This is a genomic window from Pseudovibrio sp. W74, from assembly GCF_001623085.1.
Classification (GTDB): Bacteria; Pseudomonadota; Alphaproteobacteria; order Rhizobiales; family Stappiaceae; genus Pseudovibrio.
Genome location: NZ_LMCJ01000002.1, coordinates 95,363 through 119,259 on the forward strand (window position 1 = coordinate 95,363; position 23,897 = coordinate 119,259).

The 23,897-nt window shown below is 54.0% G+C and carries 23 protein-coding genes; 9 read left to right on the forward strand and 14 right to left on the reverse strand.

From position 1 onward, the window contains the following. Window positions 1-78 precede the first annotated feature (78 nt). The 3 genes from PsW74_RS01225 to PsW74_RS01235 all read right to left on the reverse strand — a co-directional run bounded on the left by PsW74_RS01225 (window position 79) and on the right by PsW74_RS01235 (window position 2,561). Window positions 79-369, reverse strand: coding sequence for an SCP2 sterol-binding domain-containing protein (locus tag PsW74_RS01225; RefSeq protein ID WP_057461386.1), 291 nt, complete (start codon window positions 367-369; stop codon window positions 79-81). Window positions 370-485: 116 nt separating this feature from the next. Next, window positions 486-1,322: an S-formylglutathione hydrolase gene (gene fghA / locus PsW74_RS01230; RefSeq protein ID WP_063287550.1), complete on the reverse strand. Its 837-nt coding sequence runs from the start codon at window positions 1,320-1,322 to the stop codon at window positions 486-488. Between the two features lie 129 nt (window positions 1,323-1,451). Continuing rightward, window positions 1,452-2,561 carry an S-(hydroxymethyl)glutathione dehydrogenase/class III alcohol dehydrogenase gene (locus PsW74_RS01235; RefSeq protein ID WP_057461388.1) on the reverse strand — a complete coding sequence of 370 codons (1,110 nt, stop codon included), beginning with the start codon at window positions 2,559-2,561 and terminating at the stop codon, window positions 1,452-1,454. Between the two features lie 260 nt (window positions 2,562-2,821). Here PsW74_RS01235 and PsW74_RS01245 point away from each other — a divergent pair, with 260 nt between their 5' ends. After that, window positions 2,822-3,268, forward strand: a complete 447-nt coding sequence (locus PsW74_RS01245; RefSeq protein ID WP_063287548.1) for a hypothetical protein — start codon at window positions 2,822-2,824, stop codon at window positions 3,266-3,268. Here the strand turns inward: PsW74_RS01245 and PsW74_RS01250 are convergent. The 3 genes from PsW74_RS01250 to PsW74_RS01260 form a co-directional block, all read right to left on the reverse strand. Beyond that, window positions 3,252-4,316, reverse strand: coding sequence for a putative sulfate exporter family transporter (locus tag PsW74_RS01250; protein ID WP_063287547.1), 1,065 nt, complete (start codon window positions 4,314-4,316; stop codon window positions 3,252-3,254). The genes PsW74_RS01245 and PsW74_RS01250 overlap by 17 nt on opposite strands. 158 nt (window positions 4,317-4,474) lie before the next feature. Next, window positions 4,475-5,677 (reverse strand): MFS transporter, encoded by a 1,203-nt coding sequence (locus PsW74_RS01255; protein WP_063287546.1) that lies wholly within the window; start codon window positions 5,675-5,677, stop codon window positions 4,475-4,477. A gap of 125 nt (window positions 5,678-5,802) precedes the next feature. Continuing rightward, window positions 5,803-6,117, reverse strand: coding sequence for a metalloregulator ArsR/SmtB family transcription factor (locus PsW74_RS01260; protein ID WP_063287545.1), 315 nt, complete (start codon window positions 6,115-6,117; stop codon window positions 5,803-5,805). Between the two features lie 143 nt (window positions 6,118-6,260). Here PsW74_RS01260 and PsW74_RS01265 point away from each other — a divergent pair, with 143 nt between their 5' ends. Together PsW74_RS01265 and PsW74_RS01270 are read left to right on the forward strand one after the other, a co-directional pair. Beyond that, the gene (locus PsW74_RS01265) at window positions 6,261-7,106 is read left to right on the forward strand and encodes an alpha/beta hydrolase (RefSeq protein ID WP_082830438.1); all 846 of its coding nucleotides are present in this window, start codon (window positions 6,261-6,263) and stop codon (window positions 7,104-7,106) included. A 7-nt stretch (window positions 7,107-7,113) separates the two neighbouring features. Next, window positions 7,114-7,563 (forward strand): VOC family protein, encoded by a 450-nt coding sequence (locus tag PsW74_RS01270; protein WP_063287544.1) that lies wholly within the window; start codon window positions 7,114-7,116, stop codon window positions 7,561-7,563. A 51-nt stretch (window positions 7,564-7,614) separates the two neighbouring features. On the opposite strand, the gene PsW74_RS01275 is transcribed toward PsW74_RS01270, so the two are convergent. Next, a complete protein-coding gene (locus PsW74_RS01275; RefSeq protein WP_063287543.1) occupies window positions 7,615-8,406 on the reverse strand; it encodes a cyclase family protein in 792 nt (263 codons plus the stop codon). A gap of 220 nt (window positions 8,407-8,626) precedes the next feature. After that, on the reverse strand, window positions 8,627-9,187 hold the full coding sequence (locus tag PsW74_RS01280) for a TetR family transcriptional regulator (RefSeq protein WP_063287542.1): 561 nt from the start codon (window positions 9,185-9,187) through the stop codon (window positions 8,627-8,629). 210 nt (window positions 9,188-9,397) lie between these two features. Here PsW74_RS01280 and PsW74_RS01285 point away from each other — a divergent pair, with 210 nt between their 5' ends. The 3 genes from PsW74_RS01285 (at window position 9,398) to PsW74_RS01295 (ending at window position 10,890) form a co-directional block, all read left to right on the forward strand. After that, window positions 9,398-9,862, forward strand: a complete 465-nt coding sequence (locus PsW74_RS01285; protein WP_063287541.1) for a DUF1348 family protein — start codon at window positions 9,398-9,400, stop codon at window positions 9,860-9,862. Window positions 9,863-10,069: 207 nt separating this feature from the next. Then, the gene (locus PsW74_RS01290) at window positions 10,070-10,609 is read left to right on the forward strand and encodes a pyridoxamine 5'-phosphate oxidase family protein (protein WP_063287540.1); all 540 of its coding nucleotides are present in this window, start codon (window positions 10,070-10,072) and stop codon (window positions 10,607-10,609) included. 50 nt (window positions 10,610-10,659) lie between these two features. Continuing rightward, a complete protein-coding gene (locus tag PsW74_RS01295; protein WP_057461399.1) occupies window positions 10,660-10,890 on the forward strand; it encodes a tautomerase family protein in 231 nt (76 codons plus the stop codon). 93 nt (window positions 10,891-10,983) lie between these two features. On the opposite strand, the gene PsW74_RS01300 is transcribed toward PsW74_RS01295, so the two are convergent. The 4 genes from PsW74_RS01300 to PsW74_RS01315 form a co-directional block, all read right to left on the reverse strand. Continuing rightward, window positions 10,984-12,195 (reverse strand): mandelate racemase/muconate lactonizing enzyme family protein, encoded by a 1,212-nt coding sequence (locus PsW74_RS01300; protein WP_063287539.1) that lies wholly within the window; start codon window positions 12,193-12,195, stop codon window positions 10,984-10,986. A 42-nt stretch (window positions 12,196-12,237) separates the two neighbouring features. Next, a complete protein-coding gene (locus PsW74_RS01305) occupies window positions 12,238-13,032 on the reverse strand; it encodes a FadR/GntR family transcriptional regulator (protein WP_063287538.1) in 795 nt (264 codons plus the stop codon). A 307-nt stretch (window positions 13,033-13,339) separates the two neighbouring features. Further along, complete coding sequence (locus PsW74_RS01310; protein WP_063287537.1) at window positions 13,340-15,823, reverse strand: FAD-dependent oxidoreductase; 2,484 nt, start codon at window positions 15,821-15,823, stop codon at window positions 13,340-13,342. Between the two features lie 105 nt (window positions 15,824-15,928). Further along, on the reverse strand, window positions 15,929-16,486 hold the full coding sequence (locus PsW74_RS01315; protein ID WP_063287536.1) for an XRE family transcriptional regulator: 558 nt from the start codon (window positions 16,484-16,486) through the stop codon (window positions 15,929-15,931). Between the two features lie 326 nt (window positions 16,487-16,812). Here PsW74_RS01315 and PsW74_RS01320 point away from each other — a divergent pair, with 326 nt between their 5' ends. Then, window positions 16,813-17,874: an FAD-binding oxidoreductase gene (locus PsW74_RS01320; RefSeq protein WP_063287535.1), complete on the forward strand. Its 1,062-nt coding sequence runs from the start codon at window positions 16,813-16,815 to the stop codon at window positions 17,872-17,874. Between the two features lie 62 nt (window positions 17,875-17,936). On the opposite strand, the gene PsW74_RS01325 is transcribed toward PsW74_RS01320, so the two are convergent. Continuing rightward, the gene (locus PsW74_RS01325; RefSeq protein WP_063287534.1) at window positions 17,937-18,392 is read right to left on the reverse strand and encodes a type III secretion system chaperone; all 456 of its coding nucleotides are present in this window, start codon (window positions 18,390-18,392) and stop codon (window positions 17,937-17,939) included. A gap of 26 nt (window positions 18,393-18,418) precedes the next feature. Beyond that, on the reverse strand, window positions 18,419-20,452 hold the full coding sequence (locus PsW74_RS01330; protein WP_063287533.1) for a hypothetical protein: 2,034 nt from the start codon (window positions 20,450-20,452) through the stop codon (window positions 18,419-18,421). 381 nt (window positions 20,453-20,833) lie between these two features. Between PsW74_RS01330 and fabI the strand changes: the two genes are divergently transcribed. Together fabI and PsW74_RS01340 are read left to right on the forward strand one after the other, a co-directional pair. Beyond that, a complete protein-coding gene (gene fabI / locus PsW74_RS01335) occupies window positions 20,834-21,598 on the forward strand; it encodes an enoyl-ACP reductase FabI (protein ID WP_063287532.1) in 765 nt (254 codons plus the stop codon). 19 nt (window positions 21,599-21,617) lie between these two features. After that, window positions 21,618-23,897, forward strand: coding sequence for a DUF3141 domain-containing protein (locus PsW74_RS01340; protein WP_063287531.1), 2,280 nt, complete (start codon window positions 21,618-21,620; stop codon window positions 23,895-23,897).

Sequence of the window (23,897 nt, forward strand, 5' to 3'; positions counted from 1 at the left end):
CCTTGAGAAGGCGGGAATGTATTCGCGTTGAGGTGGAAGGCGTCAGTCCACAGTACTGCGGACTGACGCTATATTTGCTTAGCCGAGGATTTTGCCAAGGCTCATGGCAACCATCTTGTCGCCGCCGATCTTGATCTTGCCCATCATCACAGCTGTCATCGGGTTGACGGAACCATCCACCAAGCCTTTGAAGGTCTTCGCAGAGCAAGAGATTGTGCAATCAGCCTCTGCTTCTTCTGCGCGCGCGCCGTTTTCGTCGACGATGATGAAGCCCTCATCCTTGATGTTGAGCGCAATCGATTTTGACATATCGACGCCATCAAGTTTGCCGTTGATCCCGGTTACGATCTTCTGGATGAATTCGGACATCTGTTCCTCTGGCTATTTTCTGTTCAGGGAGGGCAGGACCCTCCCAATTGTTGCAGCTACCTAACCTTATTGCCTGCAAACTACAAGCGCCTCAATGGTCTAGTATAGGTTAACCGCTAAACCAATTCGTCATAGTGCCAGGCGATATGGTCTTGCATAAAGGAGGCAATGCAATAGTAGCTGTGATCGTAGCCACCATGCATACGCAGAGTCAGGTCAACGCCTTCGTCACGGCAAACCTTTTCAAAGACCCAAGGCTTCAGCTGTTCTTCCAAGAACCCATCGGCAGAACCCTGATCGATCAGGATCCGGCCTTTCCAGCTGCGAGACTTGACCAGTTCGCACGCATCATAATTTGCCCATGTGGAGCGATCTTCACCGAGATAACCTGAGAAGGCTTTCTCACCCCACGGGCAGTTGATTGGGTTCACAATTGGCGCGAATGCAGACACGCTCTTGAACAGGCCCGGGTTCTTCAACGCAAGCGTCAACGCACCATGACCACCCATCGAGTGACCCGTCAGGCCCATAGCGCTCAGATCAATCGGGAAGTGTTCCTCCAAGATCTCCGGCAGCTCCTGCGTGATGTACTCTTCCATTCGGTAATGCCTGGCCCATGGCTCCTGCGTGGCGTTTAGGTAAAAGCCAGCGCTTTTGCCCATGTCCCAGCCATCATCATCCGCCACATCGTCACCACGTGGAGACGTATCCGGTGCCACGATGATCATGCCCATCTCTGCTGCTGCACGTTGGCTGCCAGCTTTGGAGACCATGTTTTCCCAGGTGCAAGTGAGACCGGAGAGGAACATCAGCGTAGGGCACTCTTCACCATTCAACGCACGGCGCGGTAGAAACACCGCAAATTCCATTGGCGTACCGGTGGCTTTACTATCGTGGCGATAAACGCGTTGCTCGCCATCAAAACAGCGCCAGCTTTGGATCAGCTCAATCATAATAGCTCTCTCACAGCGTACTTCCGAAAAGCGGTTCCGGTTTTCGGATAAGAATACGCATTAAAATGAAGGCCTAAGCAGAGCAGATGTCCGCTTAGACCTTATCAATACGAAAACCCAGAGTATGGCTTAGAACGTCACAACCGAACGGATGGACTTGCCTTCATGCATCAGATCAAACGCAGTGTTGATCTCATCCAGCGGCATGGTGTGGGTGATCATGTGGTCAATGTCGATCTTGCCATCCATGTACCAGTCCACGATCTTTGGCACATCCGTACGACCACGCGCGCCACCGAAGGCAGTGCCTCTCCAGGAACGACCAGTCACCAGCTGGAACGGACGGGTGGAGATTTCCTGACCTGCGCCAGCAACACCGATGATGATGCTTTCGCCCCAGCCTTTGTGGCTACACTCAAGCGCCTGACGCATGGTGGTTGGGTGGCCAATACACTCAAAGGTGTAATCCGCACCGCCGCCTGTCAGATCAACAAGGTAAGGAACCAGATCGCCTTCAACTTCCTTCGGGTTGACGAAGTCAGTCATGCCGTACTGTTCTGCAAGCGCCTTTTTGCCTGGGTTGAGGTCAACACCAACAATCTGGTCAGCACCGATCAGACGCAGGCCCTGCACAACGTTAAGACCAATACCGCCAAGACCAAACACAATAGCCTTACAGCCTGGCTCAGCCTTTGCTGTGTTGATCACGGCGCCAACACCTGTGGTCACACCACAACCGATGTAGCAAACCTTATCAAACGGTGCGTCCTTGCGGATCTTCGCCAGAGAAATCTCAGGCAGAACGGTGAAGTTGGAGAAGGTGCTGGTGCCCATGTAGTGGTGAATTTTTTCACCATTGATGGAGAAGCGGCTGGACCCGTCTGGCATTACGCCTGCACCCTGTGTGGAGCGGATGGACTGACACAGGTTGGTCTTCGGGTTAAGGCAATACTCACACTCGCGGCATTCCGGTGTGTAAAGCGGGATCACATGATCGCCCGGCTTCAGCGAGGTAACGCCTTTGCCCACTTCGCGCACAATGCCTGCGCCTTCATGGCCTAAGATGGCCGGGAACAGACCTTCCGGGTCATCTCCGGACAGGGTGAAGGCGTCTGTGTGACAGATACCTGTTGCCATGATTTCAACCAGAACCTCAAAAGGCTTCGGGCCGTCCAGCTGAACTGTCTCGATGGAAAGAGGGGCTCCGGCTTTATAAGCAACAGCGGCGCGTGTATCCATATTGTGAACCTATACGTCTTGTTATAGACCCGCCGGATGTGGCGGGACCTCCCCAAAATTGATTAAAGCGGCGCACACCTCCCGCGTGTCACCCCTAAACTTGCACCAGTAACTTATAACGCGCAGAACCACGAATTGCATCAGCGAATTCAGGAGTTTTGCGTAGAGACTAAAGTTAGTAACAAACAACATATTTGAGTGCACAGTGTGGACGTCATTGCGCAATTCAATCATTGCTTTGTTGTCTTCAGGAGAAAAATATGAGTGGCATGACAAAGAGCAAGATTCTCGAGTTTTTGCTGGCCTATCCAGTTTATCTTTTCGCGCTCACACTCGCAGGCATCACGGCTTGTCTCGCTTTCTACCTACTTGCAATCTTCCCACCAATCGGCTTTGTGATCTTGTATATCCTGCAAGACAGGATCCCGCTCACAACGATCATCCCTTTCATTGCAGGGCCCGCTCTACCGGCTGCTATTGTCTTTCACCTCTTCCTCAGAAGAACACGGCTCTGGCTCCCCGTTGGCGCCACCCTCATTAGCTATCTGGCTGGCACCAGCACAGCCATTTTGCTCATGCCCATCATCGCAACGCCGTCAGTTATAATCCTCGAAGGTTTCCTCATCTTCATGGGTATTGCCTGCACAATAGGTTACGCATTCGTCTATTGGCAGCGCATTCCAAAACGTTCTAAAGCAGATACTTGATCGCCAGAACGATCCCGCCAAGCAGCAGTAGTGTTTCCGCGACGATAACAAACAGGTGCTGATGGCCGAGGCTGACGAGGGTTTTCAGGGTGGTCATGACGCCGAGTGCCGAGATCGCGATGACGAGGCACCAGGTGGAGGCATCAACGAGGATCAGGCGCGGTGTCTCAGGTATCCAGCCCAGTGAGTTCACCACGACCAGTGCTGCGAACCCGAAGGCGAAATAGGGGACAGGAGCTTTGGTCTGCAGAGCAGTCGTTGCGGCGTTGCTTTTGGTGTGCAACCACTTGGCGGACCACACAGAGATGATAAAAATCACCGGAAGCAACATCATCACCCGCATCAGCTTGACCACGGTGCCGATTTCACCTGCGCTGTCTGACACTGCAAACCCAGCACCCACCACCTGCGCCACATCATGAATGGTGGCACCAAAGAAGATGCCGAGCTGCACATCAGAGAGGCCGAACATCTGTCCGATACTGGGGTAAAGGATCATCGCGAGGGTTGAGAGGGCTGTTACGGCGATGACTGTGAACAGCGTGTTTTGTTCGTTTTCCTTGGAGTTTGGCAATACGGAGGAAATCGCCAGCGCTGCGGATGCTCCGCAAATGCCAACAGCTCCTCCCGTCAGCAATCCAAAACTGGCGGAGCGACCGAGTAACCGAGCCACCACAAGGCCAACAAACAACATGGCCAGCACCGAGAGGATCACCAGAGCCAGCGTTTGCCAACCGAGTGCAAGGATCTGTGCAAAGGAGACGCGCAGGCCAAGCAGGATCACGCCCAGTCGCAGCACCTTTTTAGCCGCAAAACTCAGGCCTGCCTGACAGTTTCCATCCTCATAAATAGAATGCACGGCCATACCAATGAGCAGGGCGTAAAGCATCACCGGCCCACCCTGATGCTCGGAGATATAACGCGCAGCAATGGCGATCACTGTTGCAATGATGAGGCCGGGAATGATCTCCCGACCCTCTCTCATCCACTTGGAGAAGAACGGGCCAGAGCTTTCCGGTTGATCTGGCAGGCTGGAGTCGGCTGGCATAAAACTCACCCTTGCAAGTACCTTTGGTCCCCAGTGCCTCCGTTAAGAAGCACTTCAGACACCATAAGGGCGCAGCATGGTGAAGTGGTTACGCGCACCAAAGAAACCGCCGCACCCCATGGCAATTCAGGGGTGTGGCGTCAGTATGTGGCTCGGGTCTATTGTGTTTCGCTAACCTCTGCTTGTTGCACGGAGCCGCCAACAAGGCTGAGTGCCAGTCCCGCACACGCAATGAACGCAGTAAGGGCGAGTACCAGCCATCCGGTGTATTCAACCGAGGTGACGAAACCAACGAACAAGCCGGAAAGGGGCAGAGTGAAGTTGTTGAACAGGATGATCACACCAACCGTCTTACCGTAATCATCTGGCGGAATGATCTTCTGCCGTGCACTGCGGATGTAGACGTTGAACATGCTGTCAAAGCCAAGGATCACACAGTACCCCAACAGGTAAATCCAGTAGTTGCTCGTGAACCCAGTGATCACACCGCCAACAACCAACCCGCTGTAGGAGATGATACCGATGTGGGTCAGCTTAAGACGACTCGCGCCTGTGATCAGCAAAACAGCAAAAGTGGCAATCGCCCCAACGGATTGCAGCAGCGCGTAGAATTCCTCGGACTGCTCATAAAGGCCAGTGACCATACTGGCAGAGGTTGCCAGTGTGACACCGAAGACCAGATTGACCAGCGCAGTGAGCGCCACAATGCGCTTCAGCCCCGGCAGATAAAACAGATGGTTGAGCGCAATGCGGAGTGGCTTGGTCCAATGCCCGTCCAGCGGCTTGGCCTCTTTCAGCTCCACGTCACTGAGACGACGCCAGATGGAGATGAGCGCATCGGCACTGACAAACAGTGCGCCTGACATGACCACGACAATTTCCCAGCCGAATACGTTGAACAGAGCCGCGGCAATAACCGGCCCCAACACGATGCAAATCTGGTCAACACTCTGCGCGTAGGACTGCACTTTGGTGAAGGTCACGTCTTTGAAGATTTGCGGCAACATCACTTCGCGAGCCATGAACCCTTGCGTGGTGAGCACGCCTGAGAGGGCCGCAATGGCAACAACCCAGCCCACGTGAGGCATAAAATATTGGCCAACAAGGCCAAGGGCACAGACCAGTGAGCGGCCTGCCTGAGAAATGCGGATCAATGTGACGGGAGAAAAACGGTCTGCCATAATTCCGCAGACGGGAAAGCACAGAATGCGCGGCAGCGTTTCAGCAGTAAAGGCAAGGCCGGAAAGCGACACACTGCCAGTGGTTTGGAAGACAACAAGAGGAACGACGAAAAGCAGCAGTTGGTCTCCTAAACGAGAACCAAACATGGAGCCAAAGAACACAAAAACGGAGCTTTTCACTCTGTATTCCAGTCATAATTGGATGAGGAACGAATAGTAGGGCTCGCGGCACAAGAGCAATCCGCTGAAGATCAGGGAGAAGGCCATCAGCTTAAGAGGATCAGCTTGCAGGTTGCGTCGGCGAGTTATTTTTGTGGGGCGATCTTGGTTTGAAGATCATCCAGAAAGAGAGAAACAGTCTCCTTGTTTACGCGGAAATACACCCAGTTGCTGTTGCGCGTGAGCGTCACCAGACCGGCATTCACCAGCACCTTCATATGGTTGGTTGCTGTGGGCTGAGAAATGCCGAGTTTTCGAGCGATTGCTCCCAGACAAACCCCATGCTCAATCAGGTCGCCATGCTTCTGCGGCGGAAAATGCGCCTCAGGGTCCTGAAGCCACTCCAGAATGGTCAACCTGTTCTCATTGGCGAGAGTTTTAAGGATTTCAATCAAGCTCATGTAAATAACATATAGTTGATAAGCTATATAGCAACATTACAATATAGCTTATCAACTATATTCAAGGATCCGCGTTGGAGAGGGACATGCACTCTCCTCATCTCAAGCTTTCACAACACCATTGAAACAACCCGGAAAATGCGATGTTATGGCCGTATTGCTCTAAGATTTTTAGTTTCAAGAAAGTTGCTGTTGTGCTGATACTCCGCCAGTTTCTCTCCTACATCTTCTGCGCTTTCCTCGCAGCTCTCTTCTCAACCGCAGCTTTGTCGGCTCCGTTATGGCTGGAAGCAAAAGGGGAGGGTAGCCCAACCATCATCTTCATCAGTGGGAATGGAAATGATGCTTCGGTTTGGAAAGGCATTGAACCACATTTGCGCAAGGTGGGTGTTCAAACCGTGGTCTATGACCGCGCCGGTTTAGGCAACAGCCCACTATGGGAAGGGGCGTACACCATTGAAGGCGAAGCTGAAGATTTGCAAGCAGCACTGACGGCACACGGTGTAAGCGGCCCTGTAATGCTCGTTGCCCACTCCTATGGTGGCTATATTGCAAGCCTCCTGGCCGAGAATATGGTGCAGGTGACAGGCCTTGTGTTTGTAGATGCAGGCATCCCGGCGGATATGAGCCAGCAGCTGGTCGATTACGTCCTTGCAGAGTACACGCCGCGCTTCGAGGCACTCGAAAAAGCAGCTACTGAACTGGCAAAAGCAATCATTCCCGTGGTGAAAGCCTACCCAACCACAGCGAAACGGATGCGCACGGTGGGCATTCCTGAGCATCTGCCTGTCATCGACATCCTCGCAGAAACGTTATGGGTACAGGACGAGAGGATCGTCAGCCAAATGCGCAAGGCCCACGCAAATTTCGTCGCGACCTCCCCAAACCGCAGCAGCCTGTTCGCCAAAGGCAGCGGACATAACGTGATGAAAGACAAGCCGCGCTATGTGATCGAGGCCATCACCCGCATTTTGGAACAACTACGGTAACTGCGATATGAAACTGACGCACATCAACCTTGTCACAAAAGACGCAAAGGCGCTTGCCGCGTTTTACCAAGAGGTCTTCAACTGCGAATACCTACGGCCTGCCAAAGTGTTGTCGGGTGAGAAGGTCTCCAGAGGCAATGGGCTGCCAAATTCTGAGATCCTCTCGATCTGGCTTAAATTTCCAGAGTGCGACGCTCCTTTTCTTGAGCTTCACCAGCATAAGGCCACACAGGATCGGTGCCTACCTCAAGTGAATGAGCCCGGCTTCGGTCATCTTTCGTTTCAGGTGCCAGACATCCACTCGACTCGCGCTGAAACCATCGCAGCTGGTGGGAGCCAATTGGGCGAGATTACAGATTTCGGCACGCCCGATAAACCACACCTGATCATCTACCTGCGAGACCCCGAGGGCAATATTCTCGAGCTGGAACAGCCTTTTTCTCAAGATGCAAACTGACCGGCAGCAGCCTTCAAACCACTGCCGATCAGCGCGTTTCACAGTATTTCGCTAGCTCGCAGAAACCAAAGCCAGTGCACGAATGGGACTGCCGGTTCCATCGGCGATCTTGAGTGGAGCGGCAATCAGGATGGCGCCTTTCGGGGGTAGCTTGTCCAGATTAGCGAGGCTGGCGAGGCCGTAGCGGTTGGCAGCGTGCAGCAAGTTGTGCGCAGGGTAGGGTGGTTCCATCCCTCCGGCGCATCCTGCATCCGTGCCGATGCATTCGTTGCCCCAACCCAGAATACCTTTGGAGAGGATATACTCAATACAATCAACGGTTGGCCCCGGTGAGTGCGGCCCATTCTCATCTACATTGAGAAACTTCGCTTCATCGGTGTTGCGGTGATACCAATCGCTGCGCATGACAACCCATTCGCCAGCGTTGATCGATCCATGCTCAGCTTCCCACTCCTTCACACGATCAGCCGTCAGCAGGAAATCCGGGTTTGCAGCAGTCTCGGCGGAGCAATCAATCACGTTGACAGGTGCAACAAAATTTTGCGGTGAGATGGTGTCGGTATATCCATCTGCATAGTCTTTTCCGGTGATCCAGTGATGCGGCGCATCAAAATGTGTACCGGAGTGCTCTCCCAGCTTCATCCAGTTCCACGCAAAGAACGGTCCGTCCGCATCATACTCGGAGATCTTATGAATCTCCACTTTCGGCGTGTTTTTGGCGAAGTCAGGCGGCAGTTGTAAAATGGGAGTTTCTGGCCCTAATCGACCTGACAGGTCAATCACCTCCACATCTCCAGTAATCAGTTTTGTGCCAAGGTCTTCCAATATGCTTTTGGTCAGCATCCCTCTTTCTCCCTCCCAGAAAGTGGACGTTTTTAATATGAGAAACCAACCGTCCCGTAAGATTTCTCAGGGACCACGCTAAACACATTCATATGTATACGCAAATATTTTCCGCGGAGTAAGATTTGCAGATACAAGGCCGCGCGCTGGAGAACGTGAAGTCCTCAAACCACATTCTACGCCTTGGGAGGCGACGATTACTTTTCGCGAGTTGGGATTGTCAGGAAGCAGCGTCAATCAAGGCTTTGGCAGCTTGTTTCGCGTCACCTGCCGGGTCTTTGCTGTTGCCAAAATGCGCGGTAATGATCGCGCCTTCCTGCAGCATAAGCAGTTGCCGCGCCAACGCTTCCGGATTTTTCAGAGCAGCCGCTTCAACCAGTGTCAGCACACCCTCGTACATGGTATTTCGCTGTTCAACGGTTTGCTGGTGAATGGGGTGGTCAGGTTCCGGATATTCCGAGCTGGCTTTGATGAACATGCAGCTCTTGAAGGTGTCTTCCTTGAACCACTCATCCAGCACATCAAACAGCGCCAGCAGTTGATCTCTGGGTTCGCTCGCCAGCTCAGCAACCCGTTGTGCAGACCAGTTGTGAAACTGCTCCTCACGCAGCTTCAGCGCAGCAAGGATCAGTTCATCCTTGCTCTTGAAATGCTTGTACATGGAGGTTTTGGAGATGCCGGATTCTGCCACCAGCATATCCATGCCCGTTGCGTGAAATCCGTTTCTGTAGAAGGTTTCCATCGCCTGTTGTACGAGTTCATCTCGTTTATTTTTGCGCATACCAACCTCTGGGTTTACTGATCAGTACATATAACGAAAAAAATATGGCCGAACAAGGGAATTCATTTTAGCCGCAAAATCAAAGGGCTTTGCTAAGTCTCGTGACGGGCATCACACACCTCGCGATTTGGTGAATTGACCAAATGAACAGATCGGTACACCTTGGCAATCAGCAACTGTACCGATCAGTAAACAATAAGAGGTAACAATATGCTCAACTTATCTATGCGCCCCCTGACAGAAGATGCGGCACTCGCAAAGGTAAGAGCTGCGGAGGATGCGTGGAACTCACGCTGCCCGACTATTGTTATCCGAAACCTGTCTCGCGATTGCATGTGGCATGACCGGAACCAGACGATCGAAGGCCGACCACAGATTATGGGTTTCCTTTCCGCCAAATGGAAAACCCAGCTCCACTATCGCCACATCAAAGAGCTTTGGAGTTATAACCAAAACCGTTTCTCAATTCGCATTGTCAGCGAATGGCGCACCATACACAACAAGTGGTTCCGCTCCTGCGGCAACGAGAATTGGGAATTTGACACCAAAGGTTTGATGAAAAAACGGATCACCTGCATCACCGATACGGAGATCAACGAAAACGAACGCCTGTTTGCCTGGCCCTTTGGCCGCCGCCCGGATCACCACCCAGGTCTGTCCGAAATGAACTTATAACGAGCTCCACCGGAGGAATGCGTCCATCCGCTTAGAGTGCCAAGCACGGCCCCATCGACTTGGCCTTTTCAGAACACTGCGGACTTATCCCAGTTCCTCCCGCTCCCCCCAGAGCAATGCGACGGCTCCTTCTACCCAAAGGACCGTCGCATTTTCTGTTCCAGCTCCCATATTCAGAGATATTCATTAGACCTCTCGGGAGTTTTCATGCCCAAAGCCTTTGCCCAGATTGCCTTTACGCCTGCTGCTCAATTTTTTCAGGACCGCTATGGCACCAAAGAAGCCTACGCTACATTTCTGGAAGGGGAGGAGTTGACGGGTCATCAAATTGAACCAGACCACGCCGCATTCATCAACCGTATGGATGGGTTCTACCTCTCAACACTCTCACAGACTGGTTGGCCGTATGTGCAGTTTAAAGGTGGGCCAAGAGGTTTTCTGAGGGTGCTGGATGACCAGCATTTTGCATATGCCGACTATCGCGGTAACCGGCAATATCTCAGTGCTGGAAACATCTCTCAAAACGCCCGCGTGTCTCTCATACTGGTGGACTATGAAACACAGCAGAGGCTCAAAATCTGGGGTGAGGCGCAGATAACTTCCCTGGAGGAAGACCGGGAGTTTGTCATGGATATCATGCCTGAAAACTATAAGGCTGATCCTGAGCGCGCGATTACTATTAAAACAAAAGCACTTGAGTGGGATTGCCCAAGACATATTCCCAAGCGTGCTTCTGTAGCACTTTAAAATCGGCTGCCTTATACTTCAAAGTGCCTTGATTTTAAGGAGTACAAGCCATGCCTCATATTGTTGTTTATTCCCCTCGTCTTAGCCGCGAAAAGAAAGCTGCCTGTGTTGCAGCTTTAACCGAAGCATTTTGCACCACAACGGGTTTAGCCAGAGACCACCTCGTGATTCATCTTGAGGAACATTCATATGATAATATTGCAGTGGCTGGAAAACTGCTGACAGATACTATGCCTGAGATTGCAGTGGGTGAGAAACCACTTCAGGAAGTCAACGAGTAAGCTCACAGACCAGCATGTAATAAGCACAACGGGTGAAGGCCCGCAGGATAGAGCTCATATCCAGCGGGCGCTAACAGTCATGCCATGTGCAACCTAACTGGTCTTAGAACCCGTCATCCGGATGGTTGCATCGCCACGTTCAAAAACCTTTGGGGAGAGCGTGATGCCCAAACCCGGTGCGGTTGGGGCGAGCAGATAGCCATTTTCGAATACTGGCAGGCCTTCCATCAATTCGCTGTACCAGCCGAAGTAAAATGCCCGCACCATCTCCTGAACCAGCGCATTGGGCAGGTTGATGGACAGGTGCACAGCTGCGGTCAGAAGCCCCGGCCCGGTGCAATCGTGTGGCGCGACGGGCAACTCGTAGGTTTCTGCCATGGTGGCGATCTTCTTGGCTTCTGTCAGGCCGCCGCACCAACCGATGTCCAGCATGCAAACATCCGTGGCACGCTTTTCAAACAGCTCGCGGAAAGACCAGCGTGTGGCCAGGTTTTCGCTGGCGGTGACCCATGTGTCAGTACGGCGGGCGTATTCTGCCAGTGCGTCCACGTTGGTCATCTTGATCGGGTCTTCCAGCCAGAACACGTTGTAAGGCTTCAGCGCACGAGCAATCTTTTCAGCCATAGGCAGGTTCCACACGCTGTGCAGCTCCACATGGATGTCCATTGCATCCCCAACAGCCTCACGAATTTGCTTGAACGGGCGCAGACCGGCCTCCAGATCTTCCGGCGAGATGTAGGTGCCGTTGGTTTTGACTGCGAACTGATCAAACGGCCAGATCTTCATGCCGCGAAAGCCCATATCCAGCAGACTTTTCGCCAGAGTACCGGCATCCGAAAGAAAAGCCTCCAGATCCTCATAGGGGCCTTCAGAGACAGAGTCCGTGCTCCAGTCTTCTGTGGTGTTGACCTGCTTGTCCTTCACATATTCATAGCCTGCACAGGTGTTGTAGGCGCGGATCTTGTCTCGGCTTCTGCCACCCAGCAGTTGATGCACGGGTACGCCAAGTGTCTTGCCCGCAAGGTCCCACAGCGCGATATCAATGGCGGAGGCGGCCCGCATTTCAGCTCCCGTGGAGTTGAAACCGCAAATGGGGTTGAGCAATAGGCGGGAGATCGCATCAATCTGGGTTGGGTCACGGCCAATCAGCTCCTGACCCAGCGTTTCGTGGATGAACCCACAAACCGCGTCTGAGCCATAAAAGGTTTCGCCCAGACCAAAGCTGCCCGCATCCGTATGCACGCGCACCCAGGTTACATTGCGAAATTCTTTGAGATTGATGGTTTCGATACCGGTGATTTTCATTTTGTGTCTCGGAGAAAGGAGTTGGGGAGAGGGGATGGCAGCTCAGTCAGAGGAGAGGCGGTCACGCTCATTCTGCATCACGACGTTGGCCAGTGAGTTCTCGCGGATCTCTTCGTTCAGTTCATCCAGATCAAGATCATAGGCCGCGCGGTCAATAATGCGGACAGACGCTTTCCGAGCCGCCTCCGCATCCCGCAGACGAATGGCTTCCAAAAGGTGGCGGTGGCGTTCCAGACTGTCACTGAGTTCGCTGGCAGCTTCCGTGGTTTTCTTGATCAGGACAAACACCGCAGGCATGGTGCTGCGCCCAATCTGTACCCAGACCAGATTATGGGTCGCCTGATAGATCGCCTCATGAAACTGAATGTCATACTGCTGGAAGTGCTTGCCGCGATAGGTCAGGTCATCCTTCTGCATGGCCGCATACATGCCGTTCCAAGCCGCTTCTATCTTCATCAGATCCTTTGCCGTGGCCCGGCGGGCGGCTTCCATGGCAATAAACGGTTCAACAGACGTGCGAAACCGGAAGATCTCCCGGGCAAAGATCAATGTGTTGCCGCCATACTGAGCGATCCACGTGGCCACTTGCGGGGAGAGGATGTTCCATTCCTGATAGTCTTTGACGCGTGTGCCAAAACCGGAAATGCGCTCAATGATGCCGTGATTGGTGAAGGTTGCCAGAGCGCTGCGCATGGTGGCGCGACTCACACCAAACTGGTCCGTGAGCTCAAGTTCCTTGGGCAGAAAGTCACCGGGCTTGAGCTCAGCAGAAAACAACTGCCGAGCCAGTTCCTCGGTGATCTGATCTCGCAGATCCTGAGTGTATGTCGATACCATCGCGCGTCAGCCTCATCAAAAGAGCAGAAAGATAAGACAACCCTATCCATGTCTGACATACAATTAAATATGACTGACTACTTAGATGTCAACATGCAAACACCGGACGTAAACTCATCACGCAAAGCTATATTATGTTGTAGAATGGAGTACACACGAATAAAAATAAAGTCATACTCATATCTAAACTTAAAATAAATCAAGTATAGATCGCACACCCAAATATTACGGCATCCATATTTTTCTGCTTCAGTCGTGTGGAGCAGGAGAGATATGGATGCCACAGATCATGTCAGAGGAACGGGTATTACACTGCGTGCCCTTCCAAAACGACACTCTCAGACATGCTTTGATCTTTGAGGCGCTCATTCTCCGGGTCCCAAAGTGGCTCATCCGGCTGTACGATTGCCTTGTAGGGCTTACCGTAGATTTTGATGGTCAGCTCAGTTCCCGGTTTTGCCAGATCAGCCTGCACGACACCAAGCGCGATGGAGGCATTGACGCGGTAGCCCCACCCGCCGGAGGTGACTTCCCCCACCATGTGATCCTCATGCCAAATGGTAGACATGTAAGCAGCGTCATACTCGCCCGCCTCCACGATCATTGTCACAAACCGACGCTTCACGCCTTCTGCCTGTTCTTTCAGCAGTGCGGCTTTGCCGGGGAAGCTCTGCGGCTTATCAAGCTTCACGAACCGGTCCAGACCAGCCTCCAGCAAGGTGTAGTCGGTCGAAAGATCTCCCTTCCAGCTGCGATAGCCTTTCTCCAACCGCAAGGCATTGAGCGCGTACATGCCAAACGATTTGGCCCCACCAGCAAGGATCGCCTGATAAATCTCCGGCATATCCTCATTGCTCGCATGGATTTCCCAGCCCAGCTCACCCGCAAAAGAGACGCGCACCAACATCACAGCCTTACCAAGCATGGTGGCTTGTTGCAGGCTCAGCCAACTGAGAGACAGGTCCGCTTTGAGCATAGGAGCAAGCAGCTGACGGGCCTTTGGGCCGGTGACGATCAGCGTTGTTGTGTCCGTTGTCTGGTCTTCCAGACCCAATCCTTCTGGCAGGCGGGCTTTCAGCAGCTCAAAGTCATGCCACTGGGCCAACGCAGCAGTGATCAGCGTGAACTCGTCTGCACCATGACGCAGAACCGACATTTCCGTCAGGACGCGGCCACGATCATCGGGGAAGTAGCCAAGGGTCATGCGGCCAACTTTGGGGAGACCTCCGGCGATCTGCCCTCGCAGCCAGTCAGCAGCGCCTGTGCCGGAGAGTTGGAACCGCGAGAAGCCGGGGAGGTCCAGCACGCCAACATGGTCCCGCACGGCCTCACATTCTTCTCGCACCCGCTGTTGCCACGGACCGGAGCGGCTCCATGTTTGGGTGGCCTCGTGAGAGATATCGTCGCCCGTTTGCGCAAACCAATCGGCCCGTTCCCAGCCATTGTAAGCTCCCATCTGTCCACCCAGTTCCAGCAGTCTGGTGTGGTTGGGGGAGAGCTTGCGGTCGCGGCCCGCTGGCCATTCGTGATGGGGAAAGTGCATGGCATATTCGTGACCGTAGACTTCCTTCGCCTTATCGATGCAGTACTGCTTATCAGTGTAATCGGTGTAACGTCTTGGATCGACAGCCCACATGTCCCACTCGGTCTGGCCGTGTACAATCCACTCTGCGGCCACCTTGCCAGCGCCGCCGCCTTGCGCGATGCCAAAGGTGAAGGAGTGCGCCTCAAACGCATTGGGCACGCCGGGCATGGGGCCAATCATGGGCAGGCCATCAGGTGCGTAGGGAATAGGCCCGTTGATGTTGCGTTTCACTCCTTGCGTTCCGAGCAAGGGCACGCGGGCCATCGCATCTTCAATGTAAAACTCAAGCCGCTCCAAATCATCCGGATACAGCTGGAAACTGAAGTCATCCGGCATCGGGTCATCTGAAGAGGTCCATGCCGTCCGGCAGGCTCTCTCATAGGGGCCAAGGTTGAACCCACCCGTTTCCTGCCGCAGGTAATAGGAGGTATCAGGATCACGCAGCATGGGCAGCTTGCGGCCCTGTGCCTTGGTCCATGCCTCCACCTCTGGAACAGCCTCAGTCATGAAATACTGATGGCTCATGGTAACGGAAGGCACAGCACGCCCACCATACGGCTCAAACCATTCGCCGACGCGGGCAGCATAGTAGCCAGCTGCATTCACCACATACTCGCAGCGGATTTCACCTGTCTCAGTACAGACAATCCATTCCCTGCCTTCACGGCGCAGGCCTGTGGCTGGTGTAAACCGCAGGATGCGGGCACCCAGCTCCCGCGCGCCCTTCGCCAGCGCCTGTGTCACCTGCGCCGGATCGATATCGCCGTCCAGCGGATCCCAAAGACCGCCCTCCAGATCGTGCGTTTTCATAAAGGGGAAGTGTTGTTGCAGCTGGTCAGGCGTGCACATATCCATGGTCAGGCCCATATGCTCAGCCATGGCGGCCACATGCTCAAACTCCATCATCCGGTTGTGGCTGTGGGCCAGTCGGACCGCGCCGGTGACATGATAGTTGATCGGGTAATCCACCTCATCAGCCAGCCTGCGATACAGCTCCAAGCCGTGGCGCTGCATGTTCATTACGGCATAGCTGGTGGCAAAGTTGGGGCAGTTGCCTGCCGCATGCCATGTGGAGCCTGCTGTCAGCTCATTCTTTTCCAAAAGCACGCAATCGTTCCAGCCCATCTTTGCCAGATGGTATAGCGTGGAAACGCCGACAACGCCGCCGCCAATAATGACAACCCGCGCGGTGGTTGGGATAGACATGCGCACCTCCTCCAAAATCTATTCGTTTGTCATGTAGTCCTCTCCCGCTGTTCTCTGTGAGACGGGTATCATTCTTGTCTGCAAACATTTCTTTGAGCGGGTGCCCTAATAAACCGGCGGTGAGATCACCCAAATCGCAATGGCAGGTTCAGCATATGGATTGGACCAGCGGTAAGACGCTTCCTTGATGCGGAAACTGTCGCCTGCCTCCACCGTGAACATCTCTTCCCCAATCCACACATCCAGCTTGCCCGAGACCATGTAGGCCACCTCTTGCGTCGGGCGTGTAATCGCCGCGCTGCGGTGAGAGCCAGGTTGAAAGGTGGAGTGGATCATCTCAAAGCTGTCGGTCAGGTCTGGTGACACCAATGTTTCAAGCAGGCCCTTATCCCGCTCCCCGATCACGCGGCGGTTGCCATCGCGCACCACACGGCCTCTCTCATTTTCCGGCGCCTCTGCATTACCGAAGAACAGCGAGAGCTGGACGCCGAACACCTCGGCAAACTGCTTCAGGTCTGTATGGCGCGGCGTGGATTTATCCCGCTCTACCTGAGAGAGCCACCCCACTGAGCGGCCCAGTAGTTTTGCCAGATCTTCCAGCGTCATACCGCGCGCGATGCGAAGCGCCTTCAGATCTTCCCCCAATGTACTTGTGATAGTCATGTGGCGTGATTCCGTGAAATATTTCGCGATATTTTCACTAATCGTCGTGAAATTTTCAAGGATTATTTCACGCAGGCCCTGCAATTCAGGCTACCAAAAGCCATGCAACCGGTTGTTTATCTCACTGTATCAATTGGTTACCGAAATCATCCCGCTAACTATATTAGTCGCGACAAATATATCACTACCCTCTTATTTTTCAGGATGCCGGTTCCACCGTGCAGGAGGGTTCGTTAGGGTCTGCGCATAGCCATTCCTTTGAATTCTTCAGCTGATCAGCGATGTTTGTCGCTGGCCGGTATCTTTTTCTTTGAACTGAGGCATCTATGCAGAATTTAAGCGTTAACGTGATTGGGGCCGGAATTACGGGAGCCATGATTGCGTATAAGCTCGCGCGTCAAGGTTTCAAAGTCACCCTGTTTGATGCAAACCACTGTGTGGGCGGAGATGTCTCACGTGTTTCCTTCGGCTGGATCTGCCATATCGCCAATGATCCGATTGACCAACCGGATTTGTTCCCGTTGTTGGTTGATGGCATCCAGCGTTACAAAGCCCTGAACGCGGAGTTTGACGGCACGCTGTTTGATGCAGAAGGCGGCGCTATTGTCTGGCGCGCCACACCGGAAAAAACCCAGCACCTGATCGACCGGCAGCAACAGGCGGGCACACAAACCCGCACCATGAGCAAACAGGAACTTCAGCAGCATCTGCCAGCTCTCGCCAACCCGCCAGAGTTTGCAGCTCATTCGACGCAGGATGTGTCGTGGTACCCGCCCAAAGTCATCGGCAAACTGGTCAACGCCTTTGAGCGCCTTGGCGGCAAGGTGGTTTTGAACAGCACCGCCAGCGGGCTGGACGCTTCCGACCACCATTGTAAAGGGGTGATGATGGGAGGGGAGCTGCAAGCCAGCGACTTTACCGTGCTTGCTTCCGGTGGCGGCAATGGCGCGTTGATCGCTCCATTTGAGCCGGAGCACGATCTTTATACCTCGCCCTGCACCTACATCGAAGTGAGTGCAGAGGTGCCGGACTTCCTTCCGGTGCTGCAAACACCGGATGTGGAGATGCGCAGTCTGGGAACAGGCAATTTTGCCATTGCTGAATGCCCGCCAAAGACCGAAGACCCGGCAGAGCTGGCACGCATCGGAGAGACAGTTGTGCAGGCGGTCAAAGATACGTTTGCCAATGCGGGCCGTGTGGAGCTGCTTTCCATTCAGGTCGGCCAACGCCCGGCAACCCGATCCTCCGAACCACTCGCTCGTCCCATCAACGGTTTCACCAACGCTTTCGTGGCAGGCAGCCACCCCGGCGTCATCCTCGCCCCGTTGATCGCCGAGCGGATCAGCAACCAGATCTGCGAGCAAGCTCTGTCTGCCCCTACGCTTTAAGAGGCTGACAAAGGACCGTTGGGCTGCCTGCGAACAGCCCAACAGGATGACAAGGCTCAAGCTTAAGCGCGAAGCCACTCATCGTTTGTGGGATGAAGCTGCGTTGTGCCCTCATTTTGTGAGGTATTGAGGGACTGGATGGTCACGCGCCACAGTTTGACGAGCTTGATGAATTTATCCAGCTTATCCTCAAGCTGCGCGATACCAAGGCTCTTGGCAGAAAACCTTGAGTTCAACGCTGGCTGGTTGTCGCCTTCCGTCATGGCAAGAACCGCATCTCCGGTGCCTTTGCCCAGCAGGTTGGCTTGCAGCAACAGCTGGTATCCCGCCTGACGTTTGTCTTTCTCAATATCAGGCAGCAGGGCGAACAGGATCACTTCATCCTGATTGTTTGCACCCAAGGTGAGCGTAAACTCGTCCTCAACGTCAAAAGAGCAGAGCCCTTCCTCGTCCAGTTGAAGGTTTGGCAGCCCGATTTTCTCGCCAAGCTCGGCAATGAGAGTTTCAGCATGTTTCATTTTCTATTTCCAAATTGGCTTGAGGCTCAGGCGTCGCTCACGGTTTTACCGGCGGCGTAGCTGTGCTCATCAAAGTAATCCAGTGTCGCGTCCCAGGCGTTTTCCTTGGCTCGTGCCAATGCGTCACCAGTCTCCGTGCCATCGTAAAGGTCGATGAACTCATTGAGGTCGGAGACATAGCTTGAGGACTCAATCTGAGTTCCATCTAGCTTCCCTTGCGCCAGACCAAGATCCAGCCCCAACGTACCGTCCAGCTCCTGCCCGACCCAAAGCGCTTCATGGATGGAGTGACCACCGTCGTAGTTCAGGAACATGGTGTTTGCGACCATGTAGTCTTTGGAATCTGGAATCTGGTCCGGGTTAGGGGAGGTGTGCCTCAGATAATGCAGGAAATGCAGGTTGAGGTTGGTTGAACCGGAAACGCCAGAGGCAAACGGCATACCACGAGTCAGCGCTTCAACCTGAGACTTGCTCGGTTCCTGCAGCTTTGGCAGGTTCACATCCGCAGGGTGCGTGCTCGGGATCTTGCCTGCATCTCCTTCAAACGTCACACTGCCGGGCTGATAGCCAAGGGTGATCCCGGCATGCGCACTCTTTGGCGTGTCCGTGCGCCCAACTTTGGATCTGTCTGCTTTTTGCAAATCAGGATCTTCCGGAGCGTTCGTTCGATTGGCTTCCTGACAGATCCCCTGATAGGCCTTGTTTGCAACCTTTACATAAGCAGGCAAGTCGGCGACCTTCTTGCCGTTGACGACCAGTGGCTGGCGGTCTGCTGGCACCGTCTTGGTCAGCAAAGCATGCAAGGCAACTGTGGACTTCACAACCAGCATGGGAACAGCAATGGCGTCATATCCATTGCGGGTTGGAGCGGACAAAAACTTGTCCAGATTCATCAGCGCATCGTCACGCGGCCCTTGCACAAACTCCATCAGCTCCGGACATTCCGGCATCCAGAACCGCTCGTTGCCTGCCATCATCCTATGCATGGTCATGGCTGTCTGGTTTTGGACCCGTGGGGTCTGGATGGAAATCACATCGCGGATGCCATCTTTCACCAGCTGTGCAGAGTTCATTACGGACTGCGGCGTGTCGTGAACCATGTCCGCAATAAAGGTACTGTCGAGCACGCGGGAGTAAATCGCATCATGCAGGCGCGTCAGCGGCGGGTTATCGCTCTTGCCCAGTTGTCCCAGCAGCGTTTTGGTCTCATCGGCAAGGCCATTCAGGCCGATTTCCTCAAATCGCTCTGCAACAGCAGTCAACAGCTCGCGGGTTTCCGGCACGGAGATCTTATGGCCCAGAACCTGATCCTTCACATACCCGTCAACCTCAGCCAAATTGCCAGCTGTTTCCGGGTCCAGACCCGGGGTTTGCGCTTCATTTCTGATGAGTGCGAGCAGATGGGTTGTCACCTCACCCGGCACGCGCGCAACGTCTCCACCCTGCGCTGCATTCTGTGTCCGGACACTCTCGGGATAGACAAGCGTGGAATGGACGGCCTTCAGTGCAATCGGCACGGCCTCTTTCAACACTGCGTTGTCTGAGCCGCCAAGAAAGCTCAGCGACCGCGTGATGCTGGAAATACCATCAGCATCTGCTGTTTTTGCCAGCTCAACAATGCGGGCCGTGAGAACTTCAGCCGCTTTTTTGGGGTCATCCGGAATTGCGGCGCCTTCAAAAAAGGTTTCCATCGTCAACCTGCTGCCATAGGCATGCGCCTCTTCAAAGAGCGCTGTCACTTTTTCCTGCGCTTGCTGCGAAGCTTTGCTTGGCACATGAAGGAGCATGGCGAGCACGCTGGATTTTGGCAGATGTGGCTTTGTGGAGAGGAAGTGATCAACCACCTTCTCCGTGACCTCAGTGCTGAAATAAGAATTGAGCTCGCGCTTTATTTCACCCAGGACCGCTTCATGCTGCGCCGTTTTCTTCGTCACATAGTTAAGCGAATACTCAACAATCCGCTCACTTGGCTTAGGAGGAACCACATCCTGATACTGCGCAAGATCGGGTTGAGGGACAGTTGGCTGAGTGGTTGAAACAGATAAAGTTGATCCGGTCATGAAAGCACCATCGCTTGGTAATATCTTCTTTCCCGAAAACTACAGAAACACTCCGGGATCACGTTTTAATCAAACTATTAGAATCCCCTGCCGGGCGCGTCTGTGCTGACAGGCACTCAACTCGGGTCGCCAACCGAAAAAAGTAAACAACGGACAGATTTGTCTTGGAAAACCAGGTTGCTCAACGCTCATCGAGAAACGACTTAAATTTAATTACAAAATTACTTAGTTACATAAATAGTCACTCTTTGAATATTTCGATCGTCCAATTCATTTACTAGATTTCGCACCTTGGTTTTCCTTATTTCTCCTGTATAGCTATTTCTAGTCTTGTTGTTTTCCTTCCAAATGACAGGTTTCAACCAACAGGGTAATGACCGCATGTTTTCATTGAAGGGCAAGAAAGCCCTTATTGTTGGGGTGGCGAACAGCCAGTCCATTGCATGGGGATGCGCCAAAGCCATGAAGGCACAAGGCGCAGAACTGGCTCTTACATACCTGAATGACAAAGCGAAAAAGCATGTGGCCCCACTGGCAGAAGAAGCCGATGCAGCCATTTTTGCGCCGCTGGATGTGACGAAACCTGATGAGGTGGATGCTCTTTACCAGCAAATCGAGCAGGTCTGGGGGTCGCTGGACATTCTGCTCCATTCCATCGCCTTTTGCCCGCAGGCTGACCTGCATGGCCGCGTGGTGGATTGTTCGGCAGAAGGGTTTGGCGTGGCCATGGACATCTCCGTGCACTCTTTCCTGCGCCTCATCCGCAAATCAGAACCGCTGATGCCCTCCGGGTCCAGCGTCATGACCGTGACGTTCCATGGCTCGGAAAAGGTGATCAGCCACTACAACATCATGGGTCCGGTGAAAGCCGCGCTGGAAAGCACCACGCGCTATGTGGCTGCCGAACTGGGCCAGAAGGGCATCTCTGTCAACGCGCTGTCCCCCGGCCCGCTGGCAACACGCGCCGCCAGCGGCATTGCCAGCTTTGACGAGATGCTGGCCGACGCGACCCAGCGTGCTCCCACCCGAAAACTCGCAAGTATTGAAGACATTGGCGCATATGCCGCCTTTCTGGCCAGTGATGAAGCCCGAAACATCACCGGCGTGGTTCACCCCATTGACGGTGGTTACCGCATCATTGGTTAGGCCGGCACCGAGGTAGATTATGCAAGTAGAACTCTTTAGCAAGCGAACCGCCCAGTACTTTGAGGCCCTCGCTGAACAAAACCAGTTTTTGCAGGTCGCCAACTCACGACGCTCCACGCGCCTGATGAACGACCTTCAAAAGAAACAGGCCAAATCAAAAACCAAAAGCGACGCACTGGCCGCCTCCTGGGGCCCGTACGACACACCCAAGAAGCTGCTGGATGCGTGGTCGCATTATCTCAAGGAATCCAGCGAACGCGCTATCCTGACCATGGATGCCCTGCGCGAAGCCAGTGACACATACTTTGACCACATGGCCAAGGGCTGTCCTCCGGTTCTCATTTATGATTACGAGGTGGTTGTTGAGGGCCGCAACCTGCCGCGCCCCTGCAACTACATGCTTTTGAAGGTCATTCCACCTGACGGCGTGGAGGTGCTGGACTGGAAGCGCCCCTATGTGATCATCGATCCGCGTGCTGGCCACGGCGCAGGCATTGGCGGGTTCAAGAATGACAGTCAGGTGGGGGTTGCCCTGCGTGACGGGCACCCCGTGTACTTTGTCGCCTTTCATCCCATGCCAGAGCCCAATCAGGAGCTGTCGCACGTCACCCATGCCGAAGCGGCCTTCCTGCGCGAGATCATCTCTCGCCACCCAGATAGCCCCAAGCCCATCGTGGTTGGTAACTGTCAGGGCGGGTGGGCAACAGCTATTCTGGCAGCGGTCTATCCGGATCTGGTGGGGCCGATTGTGCTCAACGGTGCGCCCATGTCCTACTGGAGCGGCAAGATGGGGCAGGACCCCATGCGCTACTCCGCAGGCCTAACGGGCGGCATTGTGCCTGCCTTGCTCTCCGCAGATCTGGGCAACGGCGTCTTTGATGGTGCCAATCTGGTGCAGAACTTCGAGATGCTGAACCCGGGCCGCAACTGGTTCCGCAAGTACTATGACCTTTACACCAACATCGACAAGGACGAAGAGCGCTATCTGGAATTCCAGAAATGGTGGAGCGGCTTCTACTACATGACAGAGGAAGAATTCCGCTGGATTCTGGACAACCTTTTCATCGGCAACAAGCTGGCGAAGAACGAAGCCTTTCTGGAACCGGGACGCCCCATTGACTTAAAGACCATCAAGTCCCCGATCATCGTGTTTTCCTCCTACGGCGATAACATCACTCCGCCCGATCAGGCGCTCAACTGGATTGCCGACACCTACACGGATGAAGCGGAAATCGAGATCCTCGGTCAGCGTATCCTCTATATGCTTCATGATCAGGTCGGGCATCTGGGCATCTTTGTCTCCTCCAGCGTGGCCAAGCGCGAACATACGCAGGTGGCTTCTACGCTGAAGACCATCGAGGCCATGCCTCCCGGGCTCTATAAACTGCAGATTGAAGAGCAGAAGGGCAAAGGCTGTGATGCCAAATTCAAGGTGAGCTTTGCCCGCAAAACCATTGATGAGATGCTGCTGGAAACTGGTGAACGCGACGAAGAAAAAGCATTTGCCGGTGTCGCCCGCTTTTCCGAGAGCTGGGAGGACGTGTATGACAGCACCATTGGCCCTGTTCTGAAAACCATGAACAGCGCGCAGGCAGCGGATGCAACGCGCGATATGCACCCCATGCGGCTGGCAAACGGCGCTTTTGCCTCCACCAATCCCTTGATGTTCTGGCCCACCATGGCCGCCGCAGCGGTGAAGGAAAACCACACGCCCAACATGGCCAAAACGCCTTTCCATTACTGGGAGGAGCTGATGGCCGACAGCATTGAATACGGCTGGGATGCGCTGAAGGACATGCGCGAAGCCTTTATAGAAAACAGCTTCCTCACCTTCTGGGCCTCACCGCCCGCCGTGGAATACGGCAAGGCCTTGTCCTTCCGCCGGCCAAAGGTGCCACTGCAGGACCTGCACAGCCTGACAAGCATCCAGAACGCGCTCAAGAAGATCGAGAAGGGCGGGGCAGCCGCAGCCATCGTGCGTATTGTGCTGATGATTGCCGACACCCGCACCGAAGTGCGTGGCGAAAAGCTGGAGCGGTTCAACGAAGTGCTGACCACATGGGCACCGTTCAAATCCATGGATCCGAAAGAGCGCAACTTCCTCATTCACGATCAGACTCTCATTTCCCGTTTCGAAATGGAAGCCGGTTACAATGCCCTGCCGGGCTTGCTGAAAAGCGAGAAGGACAAGACCTTTGCGTATAAGGCCGTGTCCTACATTATCGGCAAGGAAGAGAATATGGCGCCCAATTCTCTGGAACTGTGGCACTGTCTGAAGAAGTCGCTCAAATGGGGTTAG